The organism is Streptomyces sp. NBC_01450, from assembly GCF_036227505.1.
Classification (GTDB): Bacteria; Actinomycetota; Actinomycetes; order Streptomycetales; family Streptomycetaceae; genus Streptomyces.
The window spans coordinates 8,403,648-8,422,405 of the sequence record NZ_CP109480.1; the positions used below are offsets into that span (position 1 = coordinate 8,403,648).

Sequence of the window (18,758 nt, forward strand, 5' to 3'; positions counted from 1 at the left end):
CGGGGCGGACGTATAAGCAGTCCTTGGCGGTACCACGTAGAAGTCCGTAATGGACGAGGGGTGCCCGGGGCCGCAGAGTGGTGCCATGGAGACCTTCGAGAGCCTCGTACGAGCCGAGTTCGCCCCGAAGAACACCTATCTGAACACCGCGAGCTGCGGACTCCTGCCGGCGCGCACGGTCGAGGCCATGCGCGCCGCCGTCGAGTCCGTCGCCGACGGACGGCCGTCCGACATGTTCGACGACGTGGAGGCCGCCCGCGCCGCCTTCGCCCGGCTGGCCGGGGTCCCCGCGGGCCGGGTGGCGGCCGGGGCCTCGGTCGCCGTCTACAGCGGACTGATCGCCGCCTCACTGCCGCCGGGCGCCGAAGTCCTCACCGCGGAGGACGACTTCAGCTCCGTCGTGAACCCCTTCCACGTCCGCGGCGACCTCAAGACGCGCGCCGTCCCGCTGGAACGGATCGCCGAGTCCGTACGCCCCGGCACCGCGCTCGTCGCGGTCAGCGCCGCGCAGTCGGCGGACGGGCGGGTCGCCGATCTGGCGGGCATCGCCCGGGCCGCGCGCGAGCACGGGGCGCGTACGTACATCGACGCGTCCCAGGCGGCCGGCTGGCTGCCGGTGGAGGCCGACACGTACGACTTCGTCTCCTCGGTCGCCTTCAAGTGGCTCGTCTGCCCGCGGGGCGTGGCCTTCCTGGTCGTCCCGGAGGACCTCGGCGGGCTCACTCCGGTGTTCGCCGGCTGGGTCGCGGGTGAGGCGCCCTGGGACAGCTGCTACGGCCCCGTGGAGGAACTCGCCCACTCGGCGCGGCGGTTCGACGAGAGCCCCAGCCTCTTCTCGTACGCGGGCGCCCGGCATTCGCTGGAACTCGTCGAGGAGCTGGGCGTGGCGAACGTACGCGCCCATGACCTCGCCCTCGCCGACCGTTTCCGCGCCGGACTCCAACGGCTCGGCCACGCACCGGTCCCCGCCCCCGCCTCGCCGATCGTGTCCGTGCCCGGACTCGGCCGACGGCAGCCGGAGCTGAGCGAGGCCGGGGTGGAGGTCTCCGACCGCGCGGGCAACCTGCGCGCGGCCTTCCACCTGTACAACACCCCCGCCGACGTCGACCGCCTGCTGGACGTCCTGTCCGGCTGACCCCGGCGGGGGCTCCTTCACGTTCGGGGTTACGCCTTGCCCGCGGCTACTTCACGGACGTGAAATCACGGGCGCCGATGAACTCGGGCCTGCGCACCGGCGCCGCGAACGGCTCCACCGCCGCGTTCTCCACGCTGTTGAACACGATGAAGACGTTGCTGCGCGGGAACGGGGTGATGTTGTCCCCGGAGCCGTGCATGCAGTTGCAGTCGAACCAGGTCGCCGAGCCGGCCCGGCCCGTGAACAGCTTGATGCCGTGCCGGTCGGCGAAGCGGGTGAGCGCCTCGTCGGACGGGGTGCCCGCGTCCTGCATCTGGAGCGACTTCTTGTAGTTGTCCCGCGGGGTGGCCCCCGCACAGCCGAGGAACGTCTTGTGCGACCCCGGCATGATCATGAGGCCGCCGTTGGTGTCGTGGTTCTCGGTCAGCGCGATCGACACGGACACGGTCCGCATGTTCGCCAGCCCGTCCTCGGCGTGCCAGGTCTCGAAGTCCGAGTGCCAGTAGAACCCGCTGGCCCCGAAGCCCGGCTTGACGTTGATCCGCGACTGGTGGACGTAGACGTCCGAGCCGAGGATCTGCCGGGCCCGCCCGACGACCCGTTCGTCGCGTACGAGCGCGGCGAAGACCTCACTGATCCGGTGCACCTCGAAGACGGACCGGATCTCCCGCGTGGCGGGCTCGACGATCGAGCGCTCGTCGGCGCGGATCGCCGGATCGGTGACCAGCCGCTCCAACTCGGCCCGGTAGAGGGCGACGTCGTCCTCGCCGATCAGCTCCTCGACCGCGAGGAAGCCGTCACGCTCGTACGCCTGGAGGTCGGGCACGGAGAACGGCCCCGGCGTGCCGGGCGCGCCCCAGACGACCGGGTCCTGGCGGGGCACGGACACCTCGCCGGCGCCGCGGCTGGGGTAGAGGTCGGTGACGGTGGTCGTGCCGGTCGTCTTGCTCGTGGTGGTCGTGGTGGTCGTGGTCATGGGGCTTCAGACCTCCTCGGGTTCGGTGAGCAGGGGGTAGACGCCGTTCTCGTCGTGGTCCTCCCGTCCGGTGACGGGCGGATTGAAGACGCAGACGCACCGGAAGTCGGTCTTGGGACGCAGGGTGTGGCGCTCGTGGCCGTCGAGCAGGTACATCGTGCCCGGCGTGATCCAGTGCGTCTCACCGGTCTCGTCGTCGGTCAACTCGGCCTCGCCCTCCACACAGAGCACGGCCTCGATGTGGTTCGCGTACCACATCGACGTCTCCGTACCCGCGTACAGGACCGTCTCGTGGAGGGAGAAGCCCACCTTCTCCTTGGCGAGGACGATGCGCTTGCTCTCCCAGGTGCCCGTCGCGGCCTTCACATGCCGGTCGGTGTTCTCGATGTCCTTGAACGAACGGACTATCACGGTGCTGCCGTGCCTTTCTGTCAGATCTGTCAGACGGTTTCGCGTACGGCGCGGGCGAGGGTGCGCAGGCCCTCGTCGAGCTCGTCGGGGGTGATGGTGAGCGCGGGGAGGAGTTTCACGACCTCGCTCTCCGGCCCTGAGGTCTCGATGAGCAGCCCGAGTTCGAAGGCGCGCCCCGCGACGCGCCCCGCACGCTCCTTCTCGTGGAACTCGAGGCCCCAGACGAGCCCGCGCCCCCGGTACTCCTTCACATCGGCGAGGTTCTCCTCGGTGACGGAGATCAGCGCCTGCTCGATCTGCTCGCCGCGAGCACGGGTCTGCTTCTCCATGGCGGACCCGTCGGACCAGTACGTCTCCAGGGCCGCGGCGGCGGTGACGAACGCGGGGTTGTTGCCGCGGAAGGTGCCGTTGTGCTCGCCCGGCCCCCAGATGTCCAGCTCGGGCTTGAACAGGCACAGCGACATGGGCAGCCCGTACCCGCTGATGGACTTGGACACGGTCACGACGTCGGGCACGATCCCCGCCTCCTCGAAGGAGAAGAACGCCCCCGTCCGCCCGCAGCCCATCTGGATGTCGTCGACGATGAGCAGCATGTCGCGCCGCGCACACAGGTCGGCGAGGGCGCGCAGCCACTCGGGCCGGGCGACGTTGATACCGCCCTCGCCCTGCACGGTCTCGACGATGACCGCGGCGGGCTGGTTGAGCCCCGACCCCTGGTCCTCGAGCAGCCGCTCGAACCAGAGGAAGTCCGGCACCTGGCCGTCGAAGTAGTTGTCGAACGGCATCGGTGTCCCGTGGACCAGCGGAATCCCGGCACCGGCCCGCTTGAAGGCGTTCCCGGTCACGGCGAGCGAGCCCAGGGACATCCCGTGGAAGGCGTTGGTGAAGGACACGATCGCCTCCCGCCCCTTCACCTTCCGGGCCAGCTTCAGCGCGGACTCGACGGCGTTGGTGCCCGTCGGCCCCGGGAACATGACTTTGTACGGCAGGTCGCGCGGCCGTAGGACGAGGTTCTGGAAGGCCTCGAGGAAGGCGCGCTTGGCGGTCGTCGACATGTCGAGACCGTGGGTGACGCCGTCGCGCTCCAGGTAGTCGATGAGGGCCCGTTTGAGTACGGGGTTGTTGTGCCCGTAGTTCAGGGACCCCGCACCGGCGAAGAAGTCGAGGTACTCGTGCCCGTCCTCGTCGAACATCCGGCTGCCGCGCGCCCGGTCGAAGACGGTGGGCCAGCTGCGGCAGTAGCTGCGCACCTCCGACTCCAGGGTCTCGAAGACGCTCAGGTCGGGCTGGATGATGGTCACGGCGAATCGCTCCTCGGTGCGTGGGGGAGGGAGGGGGATGTCAGGGGGGATGTCCGGGTCAGCCCGGCCCCGGGCCCGGGCGCGGGATCAGCGGCCCGGGGGTCAGCGGCCCGGGGTCAGCGGGGGAGCGGACCGATCCGGTAGAGCACTTCGGGGTCGTGCGGTCCGTCGGGGAACAGCCCCGCCTGGAACAGCACCTCGCGCTCGACGGTCGCGCCGTGGCGTCGCGCGTACGAGGTGAACAGGCGCTCGGAGGCGGTGTTGCCGGGCGTGATCGTGGTCTCGACGGCGGTGACCGTCCGTTGCCGCGCGACCCGCGCGGTCAGCCCGTCGAGCAGGGCCGCGGCCAGCCCGCGTCCGCGGTGGGCGGCGTCGACGGCCACCTGCCACACGAGCAGGGTGCCCGGGTGCTCGGGCCGGACGTACCCGGTGACGAAGCCGACGGGTGCTCCGTCCGTGTCACGCGCCACCGCTGACGTGCCGGCGAAGTCACGGCACCACAGCAGATAGCTGTACGAGGAGTTCAGGTCGAGGGTTCCGGAGTCCTTGGCGATACGCCAGAGTGCGGCTCCGTCCGCCACCTTCGGGCGGTCGATCCGAAGGCCCTCCGGCATTTCCAGGAATTCCGCTTGCAGGTCTGCTTGTGCGGCGGTCATGCGGATTGAATTTACCGATGGAAATCTTAAATTGCATCGTCGGCCGGGGTTACGTACGACGTGCCGTTGTGTTATCACGCGCCCGTGAGCACCTCGCGCCGCGAGCGGTAAATGACCGCTTTCGACCGGAAAATAAGGGAGGAAGTGGACGCGCTGTGGAGTGCGTCACAGCCACATAATCGCCACGAGATGTGCGCGGATTATGTTGGTTGGCGTTCGCGAAATCTTTGCGTTTAGAGGCAGGGAAAGCGGGAAGAAGAATACGGGAAGCTACCCTGCGAATTTATATAAGAATAAGCGTGGAGAAGGTCTCGTGAATTGATGCGGTGGGTGAGTTCAGGGGCGCGGGGCTGTGTGCATATGCGGCTCCGCCGCGGGGCGCGACCAGCCCCCACCCACCCACCCGCAGCCGACACACTCGCCCGGGGGTCTGGGGGGCTAGGCCCACGCCTCCGTCGCGGCGCGGTGTGCCGCTTCCAGGTCCACCGTGAGGCCGGACTCGGCCATCGCCGCCCCCAGCGCCGCGAGGCAGGAGCGTACGACCCCCGGCGTCGCGTCGGGGCCGTAGTGGTTCACCCGGATCATCTCCTTCGCCAGCGCACCCCCACCCGTGACCAACGGCAACACCGGATCCGCGGCCAACGCCTTCGCGACCAACACCCCCGCATCGACCCCGGCCGGCGCCCGCAGCGTCGTGGCGACCGGCGCCGCGTCCCCCGCCTCGTACACATACGGCTCCAGCCCGCCACCGAGCGCGCCCGCCCCCGCCCGCGTGGCCGCCGCCGCCAGGGCGTGTCGGCGCATCACCGCGTCGAGCCCCTCCGACTCGATCCGCTCGACACACGCCTCCAGCGCCAGCATCTCCAACTGCGCCGGCGCGTGCAGCAGCGCCTTGCGGCCGCCGTCGACCCACCGCTCCTTCCAGTCCAGCAGGGAGAGGTAGGACCGACGCGGCGCCCCGGGATTGGCGGCCATCCGGGCCCACGCCCGCTCGCTCACGGACACGGCCGACACCCCGGCGGGCCCGCCCATCGCCTTCTGTGCCCCGATCACGCACAGGTCGACCCCCCACGCGTCCGGCAGCACCGGCTCCGCGCCGATCGAGGCGACGGCGTCCAGGTAGAACAGCGCGCCGTGCGCACGCACCACCTCGCCGATCTCCGCGACGGGGTTCGTGTTCCCCGTCGCCGCCTCCGCGTGCACCAGCGAGACGAAGTCGATCGACGGATGCTCGGCGAAGGCGTCACGCACCTGCGCGGCCGTGACCGCCGTGTGGAACGGCACCGTGAGGTCGATCACCGTCGCACCGCAGTCCCGCAGCCAGTCCCCGAAGGTCTGCCCGTACGGCCCGGTGATCACGTTGAGCGCGGTGGTGCCGGGCCCGGCCGTGGCGCGAATGGCGCCCTCCAGGGGCAGCAGCGCCTCACCCTGCATGATCACGACGTCCTGCTCGGTGGAGAGCAGCCGCGCCACGCGGTCCTCGATCGCCGCGAAGTGTGCGGCGCTCAGCGGGGCGAGGTCCAGGAAGGGGTGGGTCACGGCGGTGCTCTCTTCGCTCACGGGTTCCAATGCGCAGCCCCGAGCGTATCCGGCGGCCTTGTGGCGCAGCGGCGATCCTCGGTCGTACGGGCGGACACCCCTAGTTCTTACGGCCAGATGGCTCCGCGAGGCATGACTTCCGAGGCCGAACGGCGCAACAGCCATCGGATTGGTTTGAGTGAGTCAAACCTTTCCTTATAATCGGAATCCTCCATTCCCCCCACAGGAGGTCTCCGTGAACTCGGTCCCCGGACGCCGGACGCGCATTCTGGCCGCCACCACCGCCACGGTCGGGCTGCTGCTCGTGGCCGGCTGCTCCTCAGGCAACGGAGGGGGTCAGAGCAGTGCCAAGGGGGTTCCCCTGGTCAAGGCGGGCCAGCTCACCACCTGCACCCACCTCCCGTACCCGCCGTTCCAGTCGGAGATCGACGGCAAGGTGCAGGGCTTCGACGTCTCGCTCATCGACCTGGTCGCGGGGGACCTCGGTGTCAAGCAGACCGTCGTCGACACGCCCTTCGAGAACTTCAAGACGGGCGCGTTCCTCAACTCCGGCCAGTGCGACCTCGCCGCGGCCGGCATGACGATCACCGAGGAGCGCAAGAAGAACGTCGACTTCTCCGACCCGTACTTCGACGCGACCCAGGCCGTCCTGGTCGACAAGAAGAGCGGCATCAACTCCCTCGCCGACGTGAAGTCCAAGGGCAAGAAGCTCGGCGCCCAGGCGCAGACCACGGGCGAGGAGTACGTGACGAAGCAGGGCTTCGACCCGATCTCCTTCGAGTCCTCCGACGCGGTCCTCAACGGCCTGCGCACCGGGCAGGTCCAGGCCGTCGTCATCGACAACCCGGTCGTCCAGGGCTGGCTGAAGGACAAGGCGAACGCCGACGCCTTCAAGGTGGTCGACAACCTCAACACCGGTGAGCAGTACGGATTCACGGTGAAGAAGGGCAACACCAAGCTCCTCGCCGCCGTCAACAAGGCGATCAAGGAAGCGAAGGCCGACGGCACGTACAAGAAGCTCTACGAGAAGTGGATCGGCCCGTACTCCGCGTCCGCGGCCACCGCTTCGCCGTCCGCCTCATGAGCCGTGCCGACGCACAGCTCCAGCCTCGCAGGTCCGGCCTGACCCGGCGCCAGAAGCGCGCCCTCTCGCGCGGCGCGCAGTACGTCGTCTTCGTCGCCGTCGTGATCGCCTTCGCGGTCACGGCGGACTGGGGGCGTCTGAAGAACCAGTTCGCGCAGTGGGACCTGGTCAAGCAGATGTTCCCGGACGTCATCACGCTGGCGCTGAAGAACACCGTGCTCTACACGATGTCCGGGTTCGTCTTCGGCCTCGTGCTCGGCATGGTCATCGCCCTGATGCGACTGTCTCCGGTGGGCCCCTACCGCTGGCTCGCCGGTATCTACATCGAGATCTTCCGGGGCCTGCCCGCCCTGCTGATCTTCGTCTTCGTGGGCGTCGCCGTACCGCTGGCCTTCCCGGGCACACAGATCCCCGGCGGCACCTACGGCAAGGTGGCGCTCGCGCTCGGTCTGGTCTCGGCCGCGTACATGGCCGAGACGATCCGCGCGGGCATCCAGGCGGTGCCCAAGGGACAGATGGAGGCGGCCCGCTCGCTGGGCTTCTCGCACGCCCGGGCCATGGTCTCGATCGTCGTCCCGCAGGCGTTCCGCATCGTGATCCCGCCGCTCACCAACGAGCTCGTCCTTCTCTTCAAGGACTCCTCGCTGGTGCTGTTCCTCGGGGTCACCCTGGAGGAACGCGAGCTCACCAAGTTCGGGCGCGACCTGGCGAGCCAGACCGCCAACTCCACACCGATCCTGGTCGCGGGCCTGTGCTATCTGCTCGTCACCGTGCCGCTGGGATTCGTCGTACGCCGCCTGGAGGCCAAGGCCGGGGAGGCCACCAAGTGACCAGCACCAGCACCAGCACCGGTACTCCGGAGATCCAGGTCCGGGACCTGCACAAGTCCTTCGGCGACAACGACGTCCTGCGCGGTATCGACCTGGAGATCGGACAGGGGGAGGTCGTCTGTGTCATCGGACCCTCCGGCTCCGGCAAGTCCACCCTGCTCCGCTGTGTGAACCTCCTGGAGGAACCCACCAAGGGCCAGGTCTTCGTCGGCGGTACCGAGGTCACGCACCCCGACGTCGACATCGACGCCGTACGCCGCCGGATCGGCATGGTCTTCCAGCAGTTCAACCTCTTCCCGCACCTGTCGGTGACCGAGAACCTCACCCTCCCGCAGCGCCGGGTGCTGAAGCGGGACAAGGAGGCCGCGGCCGCGGTCGCCGCCGAGAACCTGGCACGGGTCGGTCTGTCCGAGAAGGCCGACGCCTACCCCTCCTCCCTCTCCGGCGGCCAGCAGCAGCGCGTCGCGATCGCCCGCGCGCTCGCCATGGGCCCCGAGGTGATGCTCTTCGACGAGCCGACCTCGGCGCTCGACCCGGAGCTCGTCGGCGACGTACTCGCCGTCATGCGCAGGCTCGCCCAGGAGGGCATGACGATGATGGTCGTCACCCACGAGATGAGCTTCGCGCGCGAGGTCGCCGACCGGGTCGTCTTCATGGACGGCGGCGTGATCGTCGAGGAGGGCGCCCCCGCCCAGGTCATCGGCGACCCGAGCCACGAGCGCACCCGCCACTTCCTGTCCCGGCTGCTGGACCCGGCGATGGCGGACGTGGAGGAAGACGGCGAAAAGGGCCCGTAGGCCCTGGCCGTTCGGCACGAATTAAGGTGCGGTGCATGAGCGATCGCGCGGTGCTGCACGTGAAGGGGCGGGTGCTCGTCGGGCCCGACGACGTCCGGGACGAACTGTGGGTCGTCGGCGGGAGGGTCTCCTACGAGCGTCCCGTCGGCGCCCGTGACGTCCGCACCGTCGAGGGCTGGGCCCTCCCCGGTCTCGTCGACGCGCACTGCCACGTCGGCCTCGACGCGCACGGTCCCGTCCCCGACGACGTCTCCGAGAAGCAGGCCCTCACCGACCGCGAGGCCGGCACCCTCCTCATCCGGGACGCGGGCTCGCCCTCCGACACCCGCTGGATCGACGACCGCGCCGACCTCCCGAAGATCATCCGTGCGGGGCGGCACATCGCCCGCACCCGCCGCTACATCCGCAACTACGCACACGAGATCGAGCCGGAGGACCTGGTCGCGTACGTCGCCCAGGAAGCCCGGCGCGGCGACGGCTGGGTGAAACTGGTCGGCGACTGGATCGACCGCGAGACGGGCGACCTCGGCGCCTGCTGGCCGCGCGAGGCGGTTACGGCGGCGATCGCCGAGGCGCACCGCCTCGGCGCACGGGTGACCGCGCACTGCTTCGCGGAGGACTCGCTCAGGGACCTGGTCGAGGCGGGCATCGACTGCGTCGAGCACGCGACCGGTCTGACCGAGGAGACGATCCCGCTCTTCGCCTCCCGCGGGGTCGCGATCGTCCCCACGCTCGTCAACATCGCCACCTTCCCGCAGCTCGCCGCCGGGGGAGAGGCGAAGTTCCCGCGCTGGTCGGCGCACATGCGGGCACTGCACGAACGCCGCTACGACACCGTGCGCGCCGCCTACGACGCCGGAGTCCCGGTCTACGTCGGTACCGACGCGGGCGGTTCGCTGGCCCACGGTCTGGTCGCGGGCGAGGTCGCCGAACTCGTCACCGCGGGCATCCCGCCGGTCGAGGCGCTGTCCGCGACGACCTGGGGTGCCCGGCGGTGGCTCGGGCGCCCGGGGCTCGACGAGGGCGCGCCCGCCGACCTCGTGGTGTACGAGGGGGATCCGCGCGCGGACGTACGGGTGCTGGCCGCTCCACGCCGGGTGGTGCTGAACGGGCGGGTCGTGGGCTAGCGGCGGAGGTGTCGTCCGGTTGACGGAGCGTTACGCGTCCGCCGTTCGCCTCGTTACGCACCACCGCCCGCGCTCCGGAGCGTCGACCGGCGCGTTCGGGGCGGGGCAGGTGAGTGGGTGACGGCGGGGAACACTCGTGCCCAGAGACGCCGCGAGATTCGAACGAACTCCCGGAAACCCCACGTTGGAGTGAAGTCGCGTCAGGTTGCTGACTGTTCACTCTCGGTGCGTAATTCTTGCCGGGTCCCAAGCTGTTCTCTCCTGGGGGTCCCACCCTTGAACGCCAACACCAACTTCCGCATGCCCGCACGCCGTTTCACCGCCACCGCGGCGGCCACCGTCCTCGCCACCGGTCCCGTGGTGCTGGCCGGTGCGGGCTCCGCGCACGCGAGCCCCGACCACGGTCGCGCGAGCGCCGTCGTGCTGCGCACCGGGCTCGACGTGTCGCTGCTCGACAAGACCGTGAACGTCCCGCTGGCGGTCTCCCTCAACGAGGTGCGGGCGCCGGGGAGCGCGGAGCGGACCGCGCTGACGGCGAGGCTGGACGGGGTCGACGGCGGTCAGCCGTTCAGTGTGCTGCGGGCGGATGTCGCCTCCGCGAAGGCGACGGTGACCGCGTCGGGGGCGGAGGCGTCCACGAACCTCACCCACGCGCGGATCCACGTCCCCGGGCTGCCGTTGCTGTCCCTCATCGAGGTCGGGCAGGTGACCTCGAAGGCGACCTGCGAGGCGGGTCGCAAGCCCGTGGCTTCCGCCACCCTCCTGGGCGGGGTGACCGTCCTCGGCAAGAAGGTGACGTTGACGGTGGGCGGTCCGACGGAGGTGAAGGTGCCGGGGGTCGGTGAGGTCCGGATCGACTTCTCCAAGACACTGACCACGTCCCGTACGGCGGCCGCGTCCGCGCTCGAACTCAGGGTTTCCGTCAACCCGTTGAAGCTGAACGTGGCGGATGTGGAAGGCACCCTGAACCTGGGATCCGTCAGCTGCGAGTCCCCGGCCGCGGCGCCTGTCTCCGCCCCTGCCTCTGCCCCTGCCTCAGTTTCCGCCCCCGACATCAAGCCCCAGGGAGCACCCGCGGAGTCGGACCTCGCGGAGACCGGCGGCACGTCGACCACTCCGTTCGTGGTGGGTGCGGCGGTCGTGCTCCTGGCGGCGGGCGGGGCGGCCGTCGCCCTGGGACGCCGCCGCCGCTCCTGACCCCGCCCCGTTCTCGCCCCCGCCGCCCCTACCCGTCCCATCCTCAGTCGGGGGCTCCGCCCCCGAACCCCCGATCGGCCTGAACGGCCTCGTCCTCAAACGCCGGACGGGCTGAAGATGCGGGGCGAAGCCCCCGCTCCAGGGGCGCGGGGAACTGCGCGACCAGCCCCCACGCACCGCACTCGAAGAACCCGCCCCGGGGGTCTGGGGGCGGAGCCCCCAGGTTGAGGATGGGACGGGTAGGGGCGGCGGGGGCGAGGAAGGGCCTTGCCGTGCCCGCGCCTCATCGCCCAGCCACCACCACCGCCCGATCCAACGCCTGCAGGAACCCATTGACGGTGGCCCGGTCGCGCACGGCCAGGCGGAGCCAGTCGTCGCCCAGCCCCGGAAACGTGTCCCCACGCCGCACCGCGAACCCGAGCCCCCGCAACTGACGCCGTACGACCGCCGCCCGAGGAAGCCGGACCAGTACGAACGGCCCGTCCGCGGGCTCCACGACCCGCAACCCGTCAGGCTCGAACTCCCGCAGCCCGGCCACGAGATGGGCCCGGTCGGAGGCGACCCGCCGAGCCGCGTGGGCGGCCTCCGCGAGCGCCCGGGGCGACACACACGCCTCCGCCGCGGCGAGGGCGGGCGTGGAGACGGGCCAGAGCGGCTGCGCACGGGACAGCTCGTGGATCGTGTCGGGCGCGGCGAGGACGTATCCGATCCGCAGCCCCGCCAGCCCCCACGTCTTCGTGAGGCTGCGCAGCACGACAAGCCCGGGGACGTCCGTCCGCCCCGCCAACGCCTCCCGCTCACCCGGCACCGCGTCCATGAACGCCTCGTCGACCACCAGCGTCCGCCCCGGCCGGGCGAGCGCGGCGATCGTGCCGGCCGGGTGCAGCACGGACGTCGGGTTGGTCGGGTTGCCGATCACGACGAGGTCCGCGTCCTCGGGAACGGCCGCGGGGTCCAGCCGGAAGCCGTCCGACTCACGCAGCAGCACCCGGTCGACCGTGTGGCCCGCGTCCCGCAGCGCCGCTTCCGGCTCGGTGAACTGCGGGTGGATCACGACCGGTCGACGGACCTTCAGGGCCCGTGCGATGAGGACGAACGCCTCGGCCGCACCCGCCGTCAGGAGCACCCGCTCCACCGGCACCCCGTGCCGTGCCGCCACCGCGGCCCGCGCGGCCCGCCCGTCCGGGTAGGCCGCGAGCCCGTCCAGCGACGCGGCGATCTGCTCGCGCAACCACGCCGGAGGCGTGTCCGCACGTACGTTCACGGCGAGATCGGTGAGTGCCGAACCGTCGTCCCGCATCTCGGCGTCCCCGTGGTGCCGCAGATCGTGCGGGTCGCCCTCGTGCGCGTCGCCCCCGTGCGCGCCTTCAGTGCGCATGTGCGTGGCCGCCGTGGTGGTGCCCGTGCTGGTGTCCGTCGTGGTGGTGCCCGTCGTCGTCGGGGTGGAAGTGCGGCTGCTGGGGGAGGCCCACCTTGTCCTCGAAGCCGGGCAGCGCGATGCGGTAGACGCAGGAGTCGCAGTTCATCCGCAGGTCGCCCTTGACGGCTTCCCGGTACCGCTCCATGACCAGGTCGAGCAGCTCCGGCTCGGGGCCGATGACGTCGGCGGACCGCACCTCGACATCGGGGTGCGCGGCCGCCCAGCCCTCGGTCTGCTGCCGCACCCGGTCGGGGAGGATGCCCGTGAACAGGAAGTAGGGAAGGACCACGATCCTGCGCGCGCCCAGCTTCACGCAGCGGTCCAGGCCCGACGGGACGTCCGGCGCCGCCAGCGACACGAACGCCGTCTCGACGCCCGCGTACCCGCGCCCCTCCCACAGCAGCCGCGCCGCCTTGTGCACCTCCGCGTTGGCGTCCGGGTCGGTGGAGCCGCGCCCGACGAGCAGCACGGTGACGTCGGCACGGTCCGCGGGTGTACGGACCGAGGAGCCGAGCGCCTCGTCCAGTCGCCGTTCCAGCACCGCCAGCAGCGACGGGTGCGGGCCCAGCGGGCGCCCGTACGTGTACGAGATCCCGGGGTGCCGCTCCTTCTCGCGGGCCAGCGCCGCCGGGATGTCCCCCTTGGCGTGCCCGGCGGACACCAGCATCAGCGGGACGGCGGCGAACCGGCGTACCCCCTGCTCGACCAGTTCGGTCACGGCGTCGCCCAGCGGCGGCGGCGACAGTTCGATGAACCCTCCGGCGACGGGCAGTTCGGGGTGACGGCGGCCGAGCTCCCGTACGAAGTCGCGGAAGGCCTCGGCCCCGGCCTCGTCCCGGGTGCCGTGTCCGGCGATGAGCAGGGCGGGGGGCGGGGTGGTCACGAAAACTCCTTGGTCACGGGGTGGTACAGCAGGGCGTTGAGCGCGGCCGCGGCGACCGCCGAACCGCCCTTCTCGGACACGTTGCTGACGGCGGGCAGCCCGCTCTCGCGCAGCGCGGCCTTGGACTCGGCCGCGCCGACGAAGCCGACGGGCAGCCCGATGACGAGCGCCGGGTCGGCGTCGAGGGTCAGCAACTCCTCCAGCGCGGTCGGCGCGCAGCCGATCACCCAAAGGGCGCCGGGACCGACGTCCTCGTACGCGAGCCGGACGGCGTGCGCCGAACGCGTCAGACCGGGGCCCGACTTGGCGTCCCTGAGGCGGCAGACGGTGTCGCGGCGCGTGATGCCCGCCGCGACCATCTCCACGTCCACCACGACCGGTGCCCCGGCGTGCAGCGCCGCGTGCGCCTTCTCCAGGGCGCTCTCGTCGGTGACGAGGTCGTCCGCGTAGTCGAGGTCGGCCGCGGAGTGGATGACCCGCTCCACGACCGCCCGCGTCAGCGGCGGGAAGTGCGAGGTGTCCAGACGGGCACGCAGCCGCCGGAAGGATTCCAGCTCGATCGGGTGAATCACGCGATTCACTGGGCCTCCCGGTGGTAGCGTCGCCGCGTGCTGAGCGAGAACCAAGCCAGCACAGCAGCCTCCAATCCTTGGGGAAACCGGGCTGGTTCCAACCCGGCTGGTGTTGATCGCGGAAGACTCGATCGCTCGCTGAGCGACCGAGCAGCGTGAGCCAGGAATCCTCCTCGTCCGCGAGGAGGAGGGTTCAATTGGGGTCCTCCTGCCAGCGGTAGCCGCGGGGCGTCACCATGCGCCCCGCGACTTCCCGCGTCGCCGTGTTGCCCACGGTCACGACGGTCATCATGTCGACGATCGCCGGATCCAGGGACCCCAGCGACGTCACCCGGCTCGACTCGTCCGGCCGGGAGGCGTTGCGGACGACCCCGACCGGCGTCGTCGGCTCCCGGTGCTCGGCGAGGATCGCGAGCGCCTTCGGGAGCTGCCAGTCGCGGCCCCGGCTGCGCGGGTTGTAGAAGGTCACGACGATGTCCGCCTCCGCGGCGGCCCGTACCCGGCGCTCGATGACCTCCCACGGTGTGTGCAGGTCGGAGAGGCTGATCGACACGTGGTCGTGGCCCAGCGGCGCGCCCAGGATCGCCCCGGCCGCGAGCGCGGCGGTCACGCCCGGCACCCCGACCACGTCGATGTCGTCGGACGCCTCGGCCAGCGCCGGTGACGCCATCGCGTACACGCCCGCGTCGCCGCTGCCGATCAGCGCGACGGCCTGCCCGCGCCGGGCCTCGGCGACCGCCGTGCGCGCCCGCTCCTCCTCGGCGCCGAGGCCGGACTCCAGGATCCGGGTGCCGGGGCGCAGCAGATCGCGGATCTGGTCGACGTACTGGTCGAGCCCGACGAGCACGGACGCCCGCCGCAGCTCCTCCTTCGCCCGGGGGGTGAGCAGGTCACGGGCGCCGGGCCCCAGCCCGACCACCGCGAGCCGCCCGCGCGCCACGCGGCGCACGACGGCGCAGGTGGCCATCGCCGGCTGCCCGTCCGCACGCGTCGACTTCCGCTTGGGGACGAGCAGTTCACCCCCGTGTACGAGGGCGGCGGCCTCCGCCACGGACGGTGTGCCGACGGCGCTCAGCGGCGCGTCCGAGGGGTTCGGCACGTCCACCGTCGCCAACTCCTCGGCGGTGTACGTCACCACGGGCACCCCGAGGCGCCCGGCGGCCTCGACGATGCCGGGCTCCTCGGCCTTGGCGTCGACGGTGGCCAGCTCCGCGACGGACTTCGGGGACAGACCGGCGTCACGCAGTATGTCCTCGACGAGGCCGAGGACCTCCGCCACCGGAGCGCCCTTGGACGCACCGACCCCCACCACGAGGGAGGGCGGCCGCAGCAGCACTTCGCGCTCGCCGGGGGCCACGGCCCGGTCGGTGACACGAATGCCGTACGCGCCCTCCTCCGCGACCGGCAGAGGTGGCAGCGGCCAGGCCAACTCGGTCCGCAGGGCGACGGGTTCGCCGTCCAGCAGCGCCCGGGTCACGGCCGCGACCTCCCCTTCCAGGGGGAAGCCGAGCGTGTCGAGCCCCGGCACCCCGACGGCGTCCGTCGCTGTCGTCACCACTGGCTCGGCGCCGAGCGACTCGCCCACCTCGCGGGCGAGTTCATTGGCCCCGCCGCCATGTCCGCCGACGAGCGACACGGCGAACCGCCCGGCCTCGTCGACGCACACGACCCCCGGGTCGGACGTCTTGTCGCCCAGCAGCGGCGCGATCAGCCGCACCACCGCGCCCGTGGCGAGGAAGCACACCAGCTGGTCGCACTCCGCGAAGGCCCGCCGCACGGCGTCCCCGACGGACTCGGCGGACCCGTCGTACACCCGGGTACGGGTGGGCCAGGCCGCGGCCAGTCGGTCACGGGCCGCCGCGCCCGCCGCCGTGGCGGAAATCAGGCCGATCACTGGAGGACTCCTTCGGTAGTACGCGCCGGAGGCCGGACGCCCCACAGCAGAAAAACGGGGTTGGTGGCCGCGAGCCGGGTGACGTTCCCCGGCAGCGGCGCGAGCCGGGAGGACTGCAGCAGCACGCCGTCGCAGTCGAAGCCGGCGGCGGTGAGCGCCTCCCGGGCCGCCGGCACCCGGTCGAGCGCGGCCATGGCGACGACGACGGACCGCCGGGCCCGACGCGCGCAGACGGTCACGATGGCGGGCAGCTCGCGGCCCCCGCCGCCGATGAAGACGGCATCCGGATCGTCCAGGTCGGACAGCACGGTGGGCGCGGCCCCGTGCACCACACGGACGTCCACGCCGTGCGCCTCGGCGTTGGCGAGGATCCGGTCGCAGCCGTCCCGCGTCTTCTCGATCGCGGTGACGGCGGCCCCGAACCGCGCGCACTCCACGGCGACGGACCCGGAGCCCGCGCCGACGTCCCAGACCAGTTCGCCCAGGCGCGGCCCGAGCCGGGCCAGCGCCAGCGCCCGCACCTCGAACTTGCTGATCATCGAGTCGCGGTGGGTGAACTCACGCTCGTCCAGAGCCCACCGGTCGGGTCCGGCCGGCGGTCCGGCGACCGTCCGCACGGGGGCGAGGGCGCGCGACTCGTCCAGGCACAGCACGACACTCACCGCCGCGCCCCAGTCGCGGGCCGCGGCCTCGGCCGGGGTGACCCGCTCGACCCGCTCGTGCGCGGGGTCGCCGAGGGCGCTCGCCACGACGAGGACGCGCCCGGCGGAGCGGTGGGCGAGGGCGGCGCCCAGCTCGGCGGGCCCCGAACCGGGTCCCGTCAGCACCGCCACCTTCGGGTGGGAGCGGCAGACCTGGACGGCCGTGCGCAGCGCGCGCCCGTGGGCGCTCACCACCACCGCGTCGTCCCAGGGCAGCCCGAGCCGTGCGAAGGCGGTCGCCACGGACGAGACACCGGGGCGCACGTCCAGCCGCTCGGCCCCGAACCGCTCCGCCAGCGCCCGCACGATCCCGAAGAACCCGGGGTCACCGGAGGCGAGCACGACGACGGGCCGCTCCTTTTCCAGGCATCCCTCGATCGCGTCCAGCGCGGGCGCGAGCGGCCCGAGGACGATCCGCTCCACCGCGTCGGGCAGCCGCGCGGCCGCGAGATGCCGTCGGGCGCCCACCACGAGCCCCGCCTCGGCCAGCGCGTCCGAGGCGTCCGGGGAGAGCGGTGCCCCCGTCCCCGTACCGAAGACGGTGATCACGAAGGACTGCCCTTGCGTGCCGCGCGCAGTTCCGCGCGCGCCTGCGGATCGGCCCTGCGGAAGCCGTGGAAGTGACCGGGGTGGTAGAGGTGCGAGCGGGTGCCGGTGGCGTCGAGGGCGGGGCCGACCAGGAAGAGGGTGTGCTTCCAGAGCTTGTGCTCCTTGACGGTCTCCTCCAGCGTCTCGATGGTGCACTTCACGATCAGCTCCTCCGGCCAGGTCGCCTGGTAGGCGACCACGACCGGCGTGGACGTCGGATAACCGCCCTCCAGCAGCTCCCGTACGAGCTGGCCGCTGCGGGCGGCCGACAGGAACAGCGCCATGGTGGTCCCGTGCCGCGCGAACTCCCGAACCTCCTCGCCGGGCGGCATGGGCGTCTTGCCGCCGCCGAGCCGGGTGAGGATCACGGACTGGGCGACCTCGGGGATCGTCAGTTCGCGCTGGGCGAGCGCGGCCACGGCGGAGAAGGAGGAGACACCGGGAATGATCTCGGTCTCGACGCCGATGCCGGCGCACCGGTCGAGCTGCTCCTGCGTACCGCCCCACAGGGCCGGGTCGCCGGAGTGGATACGGGCCACCTTCAGCCCCTCCGCGGCCGCCCGCTCGTACACGGCCACGACGTCCTCCAGGGACATCGTCGCCGAGTCCAGGATCTCCGCCCCCTCGCGGGCGTGCTCGAGGACCTCGGCCTGCACCAGGCTGGCCGCCCAGATCACGACGTCGGCCTCGGCGATGGCGCGCGCGGCGCGGAACGTCAGCAGGTCGGCGGCGCCGGGCCCTGCCCCGACGATGGTCACCTTGCCGGTGGGGGCATCGGCCATGGGAATCGGTCCTCTCCTACGGATGAATCGGGTGCTGCGAGAAGTCAGTGGGCGCGACAGTGGGCGCGAGGCCGTCGCCGGATGTGCGCGAACGGGGTGCGATCGGATACGAAGGGTTCATGGCGGTCTTCGTCGCGCTCGGCGCGTTCCTGATGACGCTGGCCGGCGGCTGGACGGCACAGCGGGTCACCGACCGTCGCCACCTGGTGCTGGGCCTGGCGGGCGGGCTGATGCTCGGCGTGGTCGGCCTGGACCTGCTGCCGGAGGCGCTGAGCGCGGCGGGCGAAGAGGTGTTCGGCGTACCGGCCGCCCTGCTGCTGTTCGTCGCCGGGTTCCTGTTGGCCCATTTGGTGGAACGGCTGCTGGCCGCCCGGCAGGCCGCGCACGGCGGCGAGGAGCACGACGGACGAGCGCCCGAGGTGGGCCTGACGGCCGCCGCGGCGATGGTCGGCCACAGCGCCATGGACGGTGTGGCGATCGGCGCCGCCTTCCAGGTCGGCGGCGGTATGGGCCTGGCGGTCGCGCTCGCGGTGATCGCCCATGACTTCGCGGACGGCTTCAACACGTACACGATCACGAGCCTGTACGGGAACGCGCGCCGCAAGGCCCTGACGATGCTGTTCGCGGACGCGGCGGCCCCGGTGATCGGCGCCGCCTCGACCCTGTTCCTCACCATCCCGGAGCAAGTGCTCGGCTGCTATCTCGGCCTCTTCGGCGGCGTGCTCCTGTACCTGGCCGCCGCCGAGATCCTCCCCGAGGCGCACCACGAGCACCCGGCCCGTTCGACCCTGCTGTGCACGATCGTGGGAGCGGGGTTCATCTGGCTGGTGGTGGGTCTGGCCGGAAGCGGGTGATGTTCCGGGGC

General features: G+C 71.7%; 18 protein-coding genes. 7 read left to right on the plus strand and 11 right to left on the minus strand.

Going from position 1 to position 18,758, the window contains the following annotated elements:
• Positions 1 to 85: 85 nt before the first annotated feature.
• Positions 86 to 1,135 carry an aminotransferase class V-fold PLP-dependent enzyme gene (locus OG568_RS37315; protein ID WP_266581651.1) on the plus strand — a complete coding sequence of 350 codons (1,050 nt, stop codon included), beginning with the start codon at positions 86 to 88 and terminating at the stop codon, positions 1,133 to 1,135.
• A 46-nt stretch (positions 1,136 to 1,181) separates the two neighbouring features.
• Here OG568_RS37315 and thpD read toward each other — a convergent pair whose 3' ends face one another.
• The 5 genes from thpD to OG568_RS37340 form a co-directional block, all read right to left on the minus strand.
• The gene (gene thpD, locus OG568_RS37320; protein ID WP_329534733.1) at positions 1,182 to 2,111 is read right to left on the minus strand and encodes an ectoine hydroxylase; all 930 of its coding nucleotides are present in this window, start codon (positions 2,109 to 2,111) and stop codon (positions 1,182 to 1,184) included.
• 6 nt (positions 2,112 to 2,117) lie between these two features.
• Positions 2,118 to 2,522, minus strand: coding sequence for an ectoine synthase (locus tag OG568_RS37325; RefSeq protein ID WP_329534734.1), 405 nt, complete (start codon positions 2,520 to 2,522; stop codon positions 2,118 to 2,120).
• Between the two features lie 29 nt (positions 2,523 to 2,551).
• Positions 2,552 to 3,823: a diaminobutyrate--2-oxoglutarate transaminase gene (gene ectB / locus OG568_RS37330; protein ID WP_329534735.1), complete on the minus strand. Its 1,272-nt coding sequence runs from the start codon at positions 3,821 to 3,823 to the stop codon at positions 2,552 to 2,554.
• 116 nt (positions 3,824 to 3,939) lie between these two features.
• A complete protein-coding gene (ectA, locus tag OG568_RS37335; protein WP_329534736.1) occupies positions 3,940 to 4,479 on the minus strand; it encodes a diaminobutyrate acetyltransferase in 540 nt (179 codons plus the stop codon).
• A gap of 438 nt (positions 4,480 to 4,917) precedes the next feature.
• Positions 4,918 to 6,018 carry a pyridoxal-phosphate-dependent aminotransferase family protein gene (locus tag OG568_RS37340; RefSeq protein WP_266591024.1) on the minus strand — a complete coding sequence of 367 codons (1,101 nt, stop codon included), beginning with the start codon at positions 6,016 to 6,018 and terminating at the stop codon, positions 4,918 to 4,920.
• A gap of 235 nt (positions 6,019 to 6,253) precedes the next feature.
• Between OG568_RS37340 and OG568_RS37345 the strand changes: the two genes are divergently transcribed.
• The 5 genes from OG568_RS37345 to OG568_RS37365 all read left to right on the plus strand — a co-directional run bounded on the left by OG568_RS37345 (position 6,254) and on the right by OG568_RS37365 (position 11,053).
• Complete coding sequence (locus tag OG568_RS37345; RefSeq protein ID WP_329534737.1) at positions 6,254 to 7,102, plus strand: transporter substrate-binding domain-containing protein; 849 nt, start codon at positions 6,254 to 6,256, stop codon at positions 7,100 to 7,102.
• Entirely contained in the window at positions 7,099 to 7,932 is an 834-nt protein-coding gene (locus OG568_RS37350) for an amino acid ABC transporter permease (RefSeq protein ID WP_266415453.1), read from the plus strand. Before OG568_RS37345 ends, OG568_RS37350 begins: the two co-directional genes overlap by 4 nt.
• Positions 7,929 to 8,729 carry an amino acid ABC transporter ATP-binding protein gene (locus OG568_RS37355; RefSeq protein ID WP_329534738.1) on the plus strand — a complete coding sequence of 267 codons (801 nt, stop codon included), beginning with the start codon at positions 7,929 to 7,931 and terminating at the stop codon, positions 8,727 to 8,729. The genes OG568_RS37350 and OG568_RS37355 overlap by 4 nt, the downstream gene beginning before the upstream one ends.
• Before the next feature lie 35 nt (positions 8,730 to 8,764).
• The gene (locus OG568_RS37360) at positions 8,765 to 9,856 is read left to right on the plus strand and encodes an amidohydrolase family protein (RefSeq protein WP_329534739.1); all 1,092 of its coding nucleotides are present in this window, start codon (positions 8,765 to 8,767) and stop codon (positions 9,854 to 9,856) included.
• A gap of 300 nt (positions 9,857 to 10,156) precedes the next feature.
• The gene (locus tag OG568_RS37365) at positions 10,157 to 11,053 is read left to right on the plus strand and encodes an SCO1860 family LAETG-anchored protein (RefSeq protein ID WP_443077808.1); all 897 of its coding nucleotides are present in this window, start codon (positions 10,157 to 10,159) and stop codon (positions 11,051 to 11,053) included.
• A 283-nt stretch (positions 11,054 to 11,336) separates the two neighbouring features.
• Here OG568_RS37365 and cobC read toward each other — a convergent pair whose 3' ends face one another.
• From cobC to cobM, 6 genes are all read right to left on the minus strand, one after another.
• Positions 11,337 to 12,431, minus strand: a complete 1,095-nt coding sequence (gene cobC, locus OG568_RS37370) for an Rv2231c family pyridoxal phosphate-dependent protein CobC (protein WP_329534741.1) — start codon at positions 12,429 to 12,431, stop codon at positions 11,337 to 11,339.
• Complete coding sequence (locus OG568_RS37375) at positions 12,421 to 13,356, minus strand: sirohydrochlorin chelatase (protein WP_329534742.1); 936 nt, start codon at positions 13,354 to 13,356, stop codon at positions 12,421 to 12,423. The genes cobC and OG568_RS37375 overlap by 11 nt, the downstream gene beginning before the upstream one ends.
• Positions 13,353 to 13,937, minus strand: coding sequence for a precorrin-8X methylmutase (locus OG568_RS37380; protein WP_329534743.1), 585 nt, complete (start codon positions 13,935 to 13,937; stop codon positions 13,353 to 13,355). The genes OG568_RS37375 and OG568_RS37380 overlap by 4 nt, the downstream gene beginning before the upstream one ends.
• Before the next feature lie 184 nt (positions 13,938 to 14,121).
• Positions 14,122 to 15,822 carry a precorrin-3B C(17)-methyltransferase gene (cobJ, locus tag OG568_RS37385; protein ID WP_329534744.1) on the minus strand — a complete coding sequence of 567 codons (1,701 nt, stop codon included), beginning with the start codon at positions 15,820 to 15,822 and terminating at the stop codon, positions 14,122 to 14,124.
• Positions 15,819 to 17,072 (minus strand): precorrin-6y C5,15-methyltransferase (decarboxylating) subunit CbiE, encoded by a 1,254-nt coding sequence (gene cbiE, locus OG568_RS37390; protein ID WP_329534745.1) that lies wholly within the window; start codon positions 17,070 to 17,072, stop codon positions 15,819 to 15,821. Before cbiE ends, cobJ begins: the two co-directional genes overlap by 4 nt.
• On the minus strand, positions 17,069 to 17,893 hold the full coding sequence (gene cobM, locus OG568_RS37395; protein ID WP_266415463.1) for a precorrin-4 C(11)-methyltransferase: 825 nt from the start codon (positions 17,891 to 17,893) through the stop codon (positions 17,069 to 17,071). Before cobM ends, cbiE begins: the two co-directional genes overlap by 4 nt.
• 119 nt (positions 17,894 to 18,012) lie before the next feature.
• Between cobM and OG568_RS37400 the strand changes: the two genes are divergently transcribed.
• Positions 18,013 to 18,747, plus strand: a complete 735-nt coding sequence (locus OG568_RS37400) for a ZIP family metal transporter (protein ID WP_329534746.1) — start codon at positions 18,013 to 18,015, stop codon at positions 18,745 to 18,747.
• Positions 18,748 to 18,758: the final 11 nt, after the last annotated feature.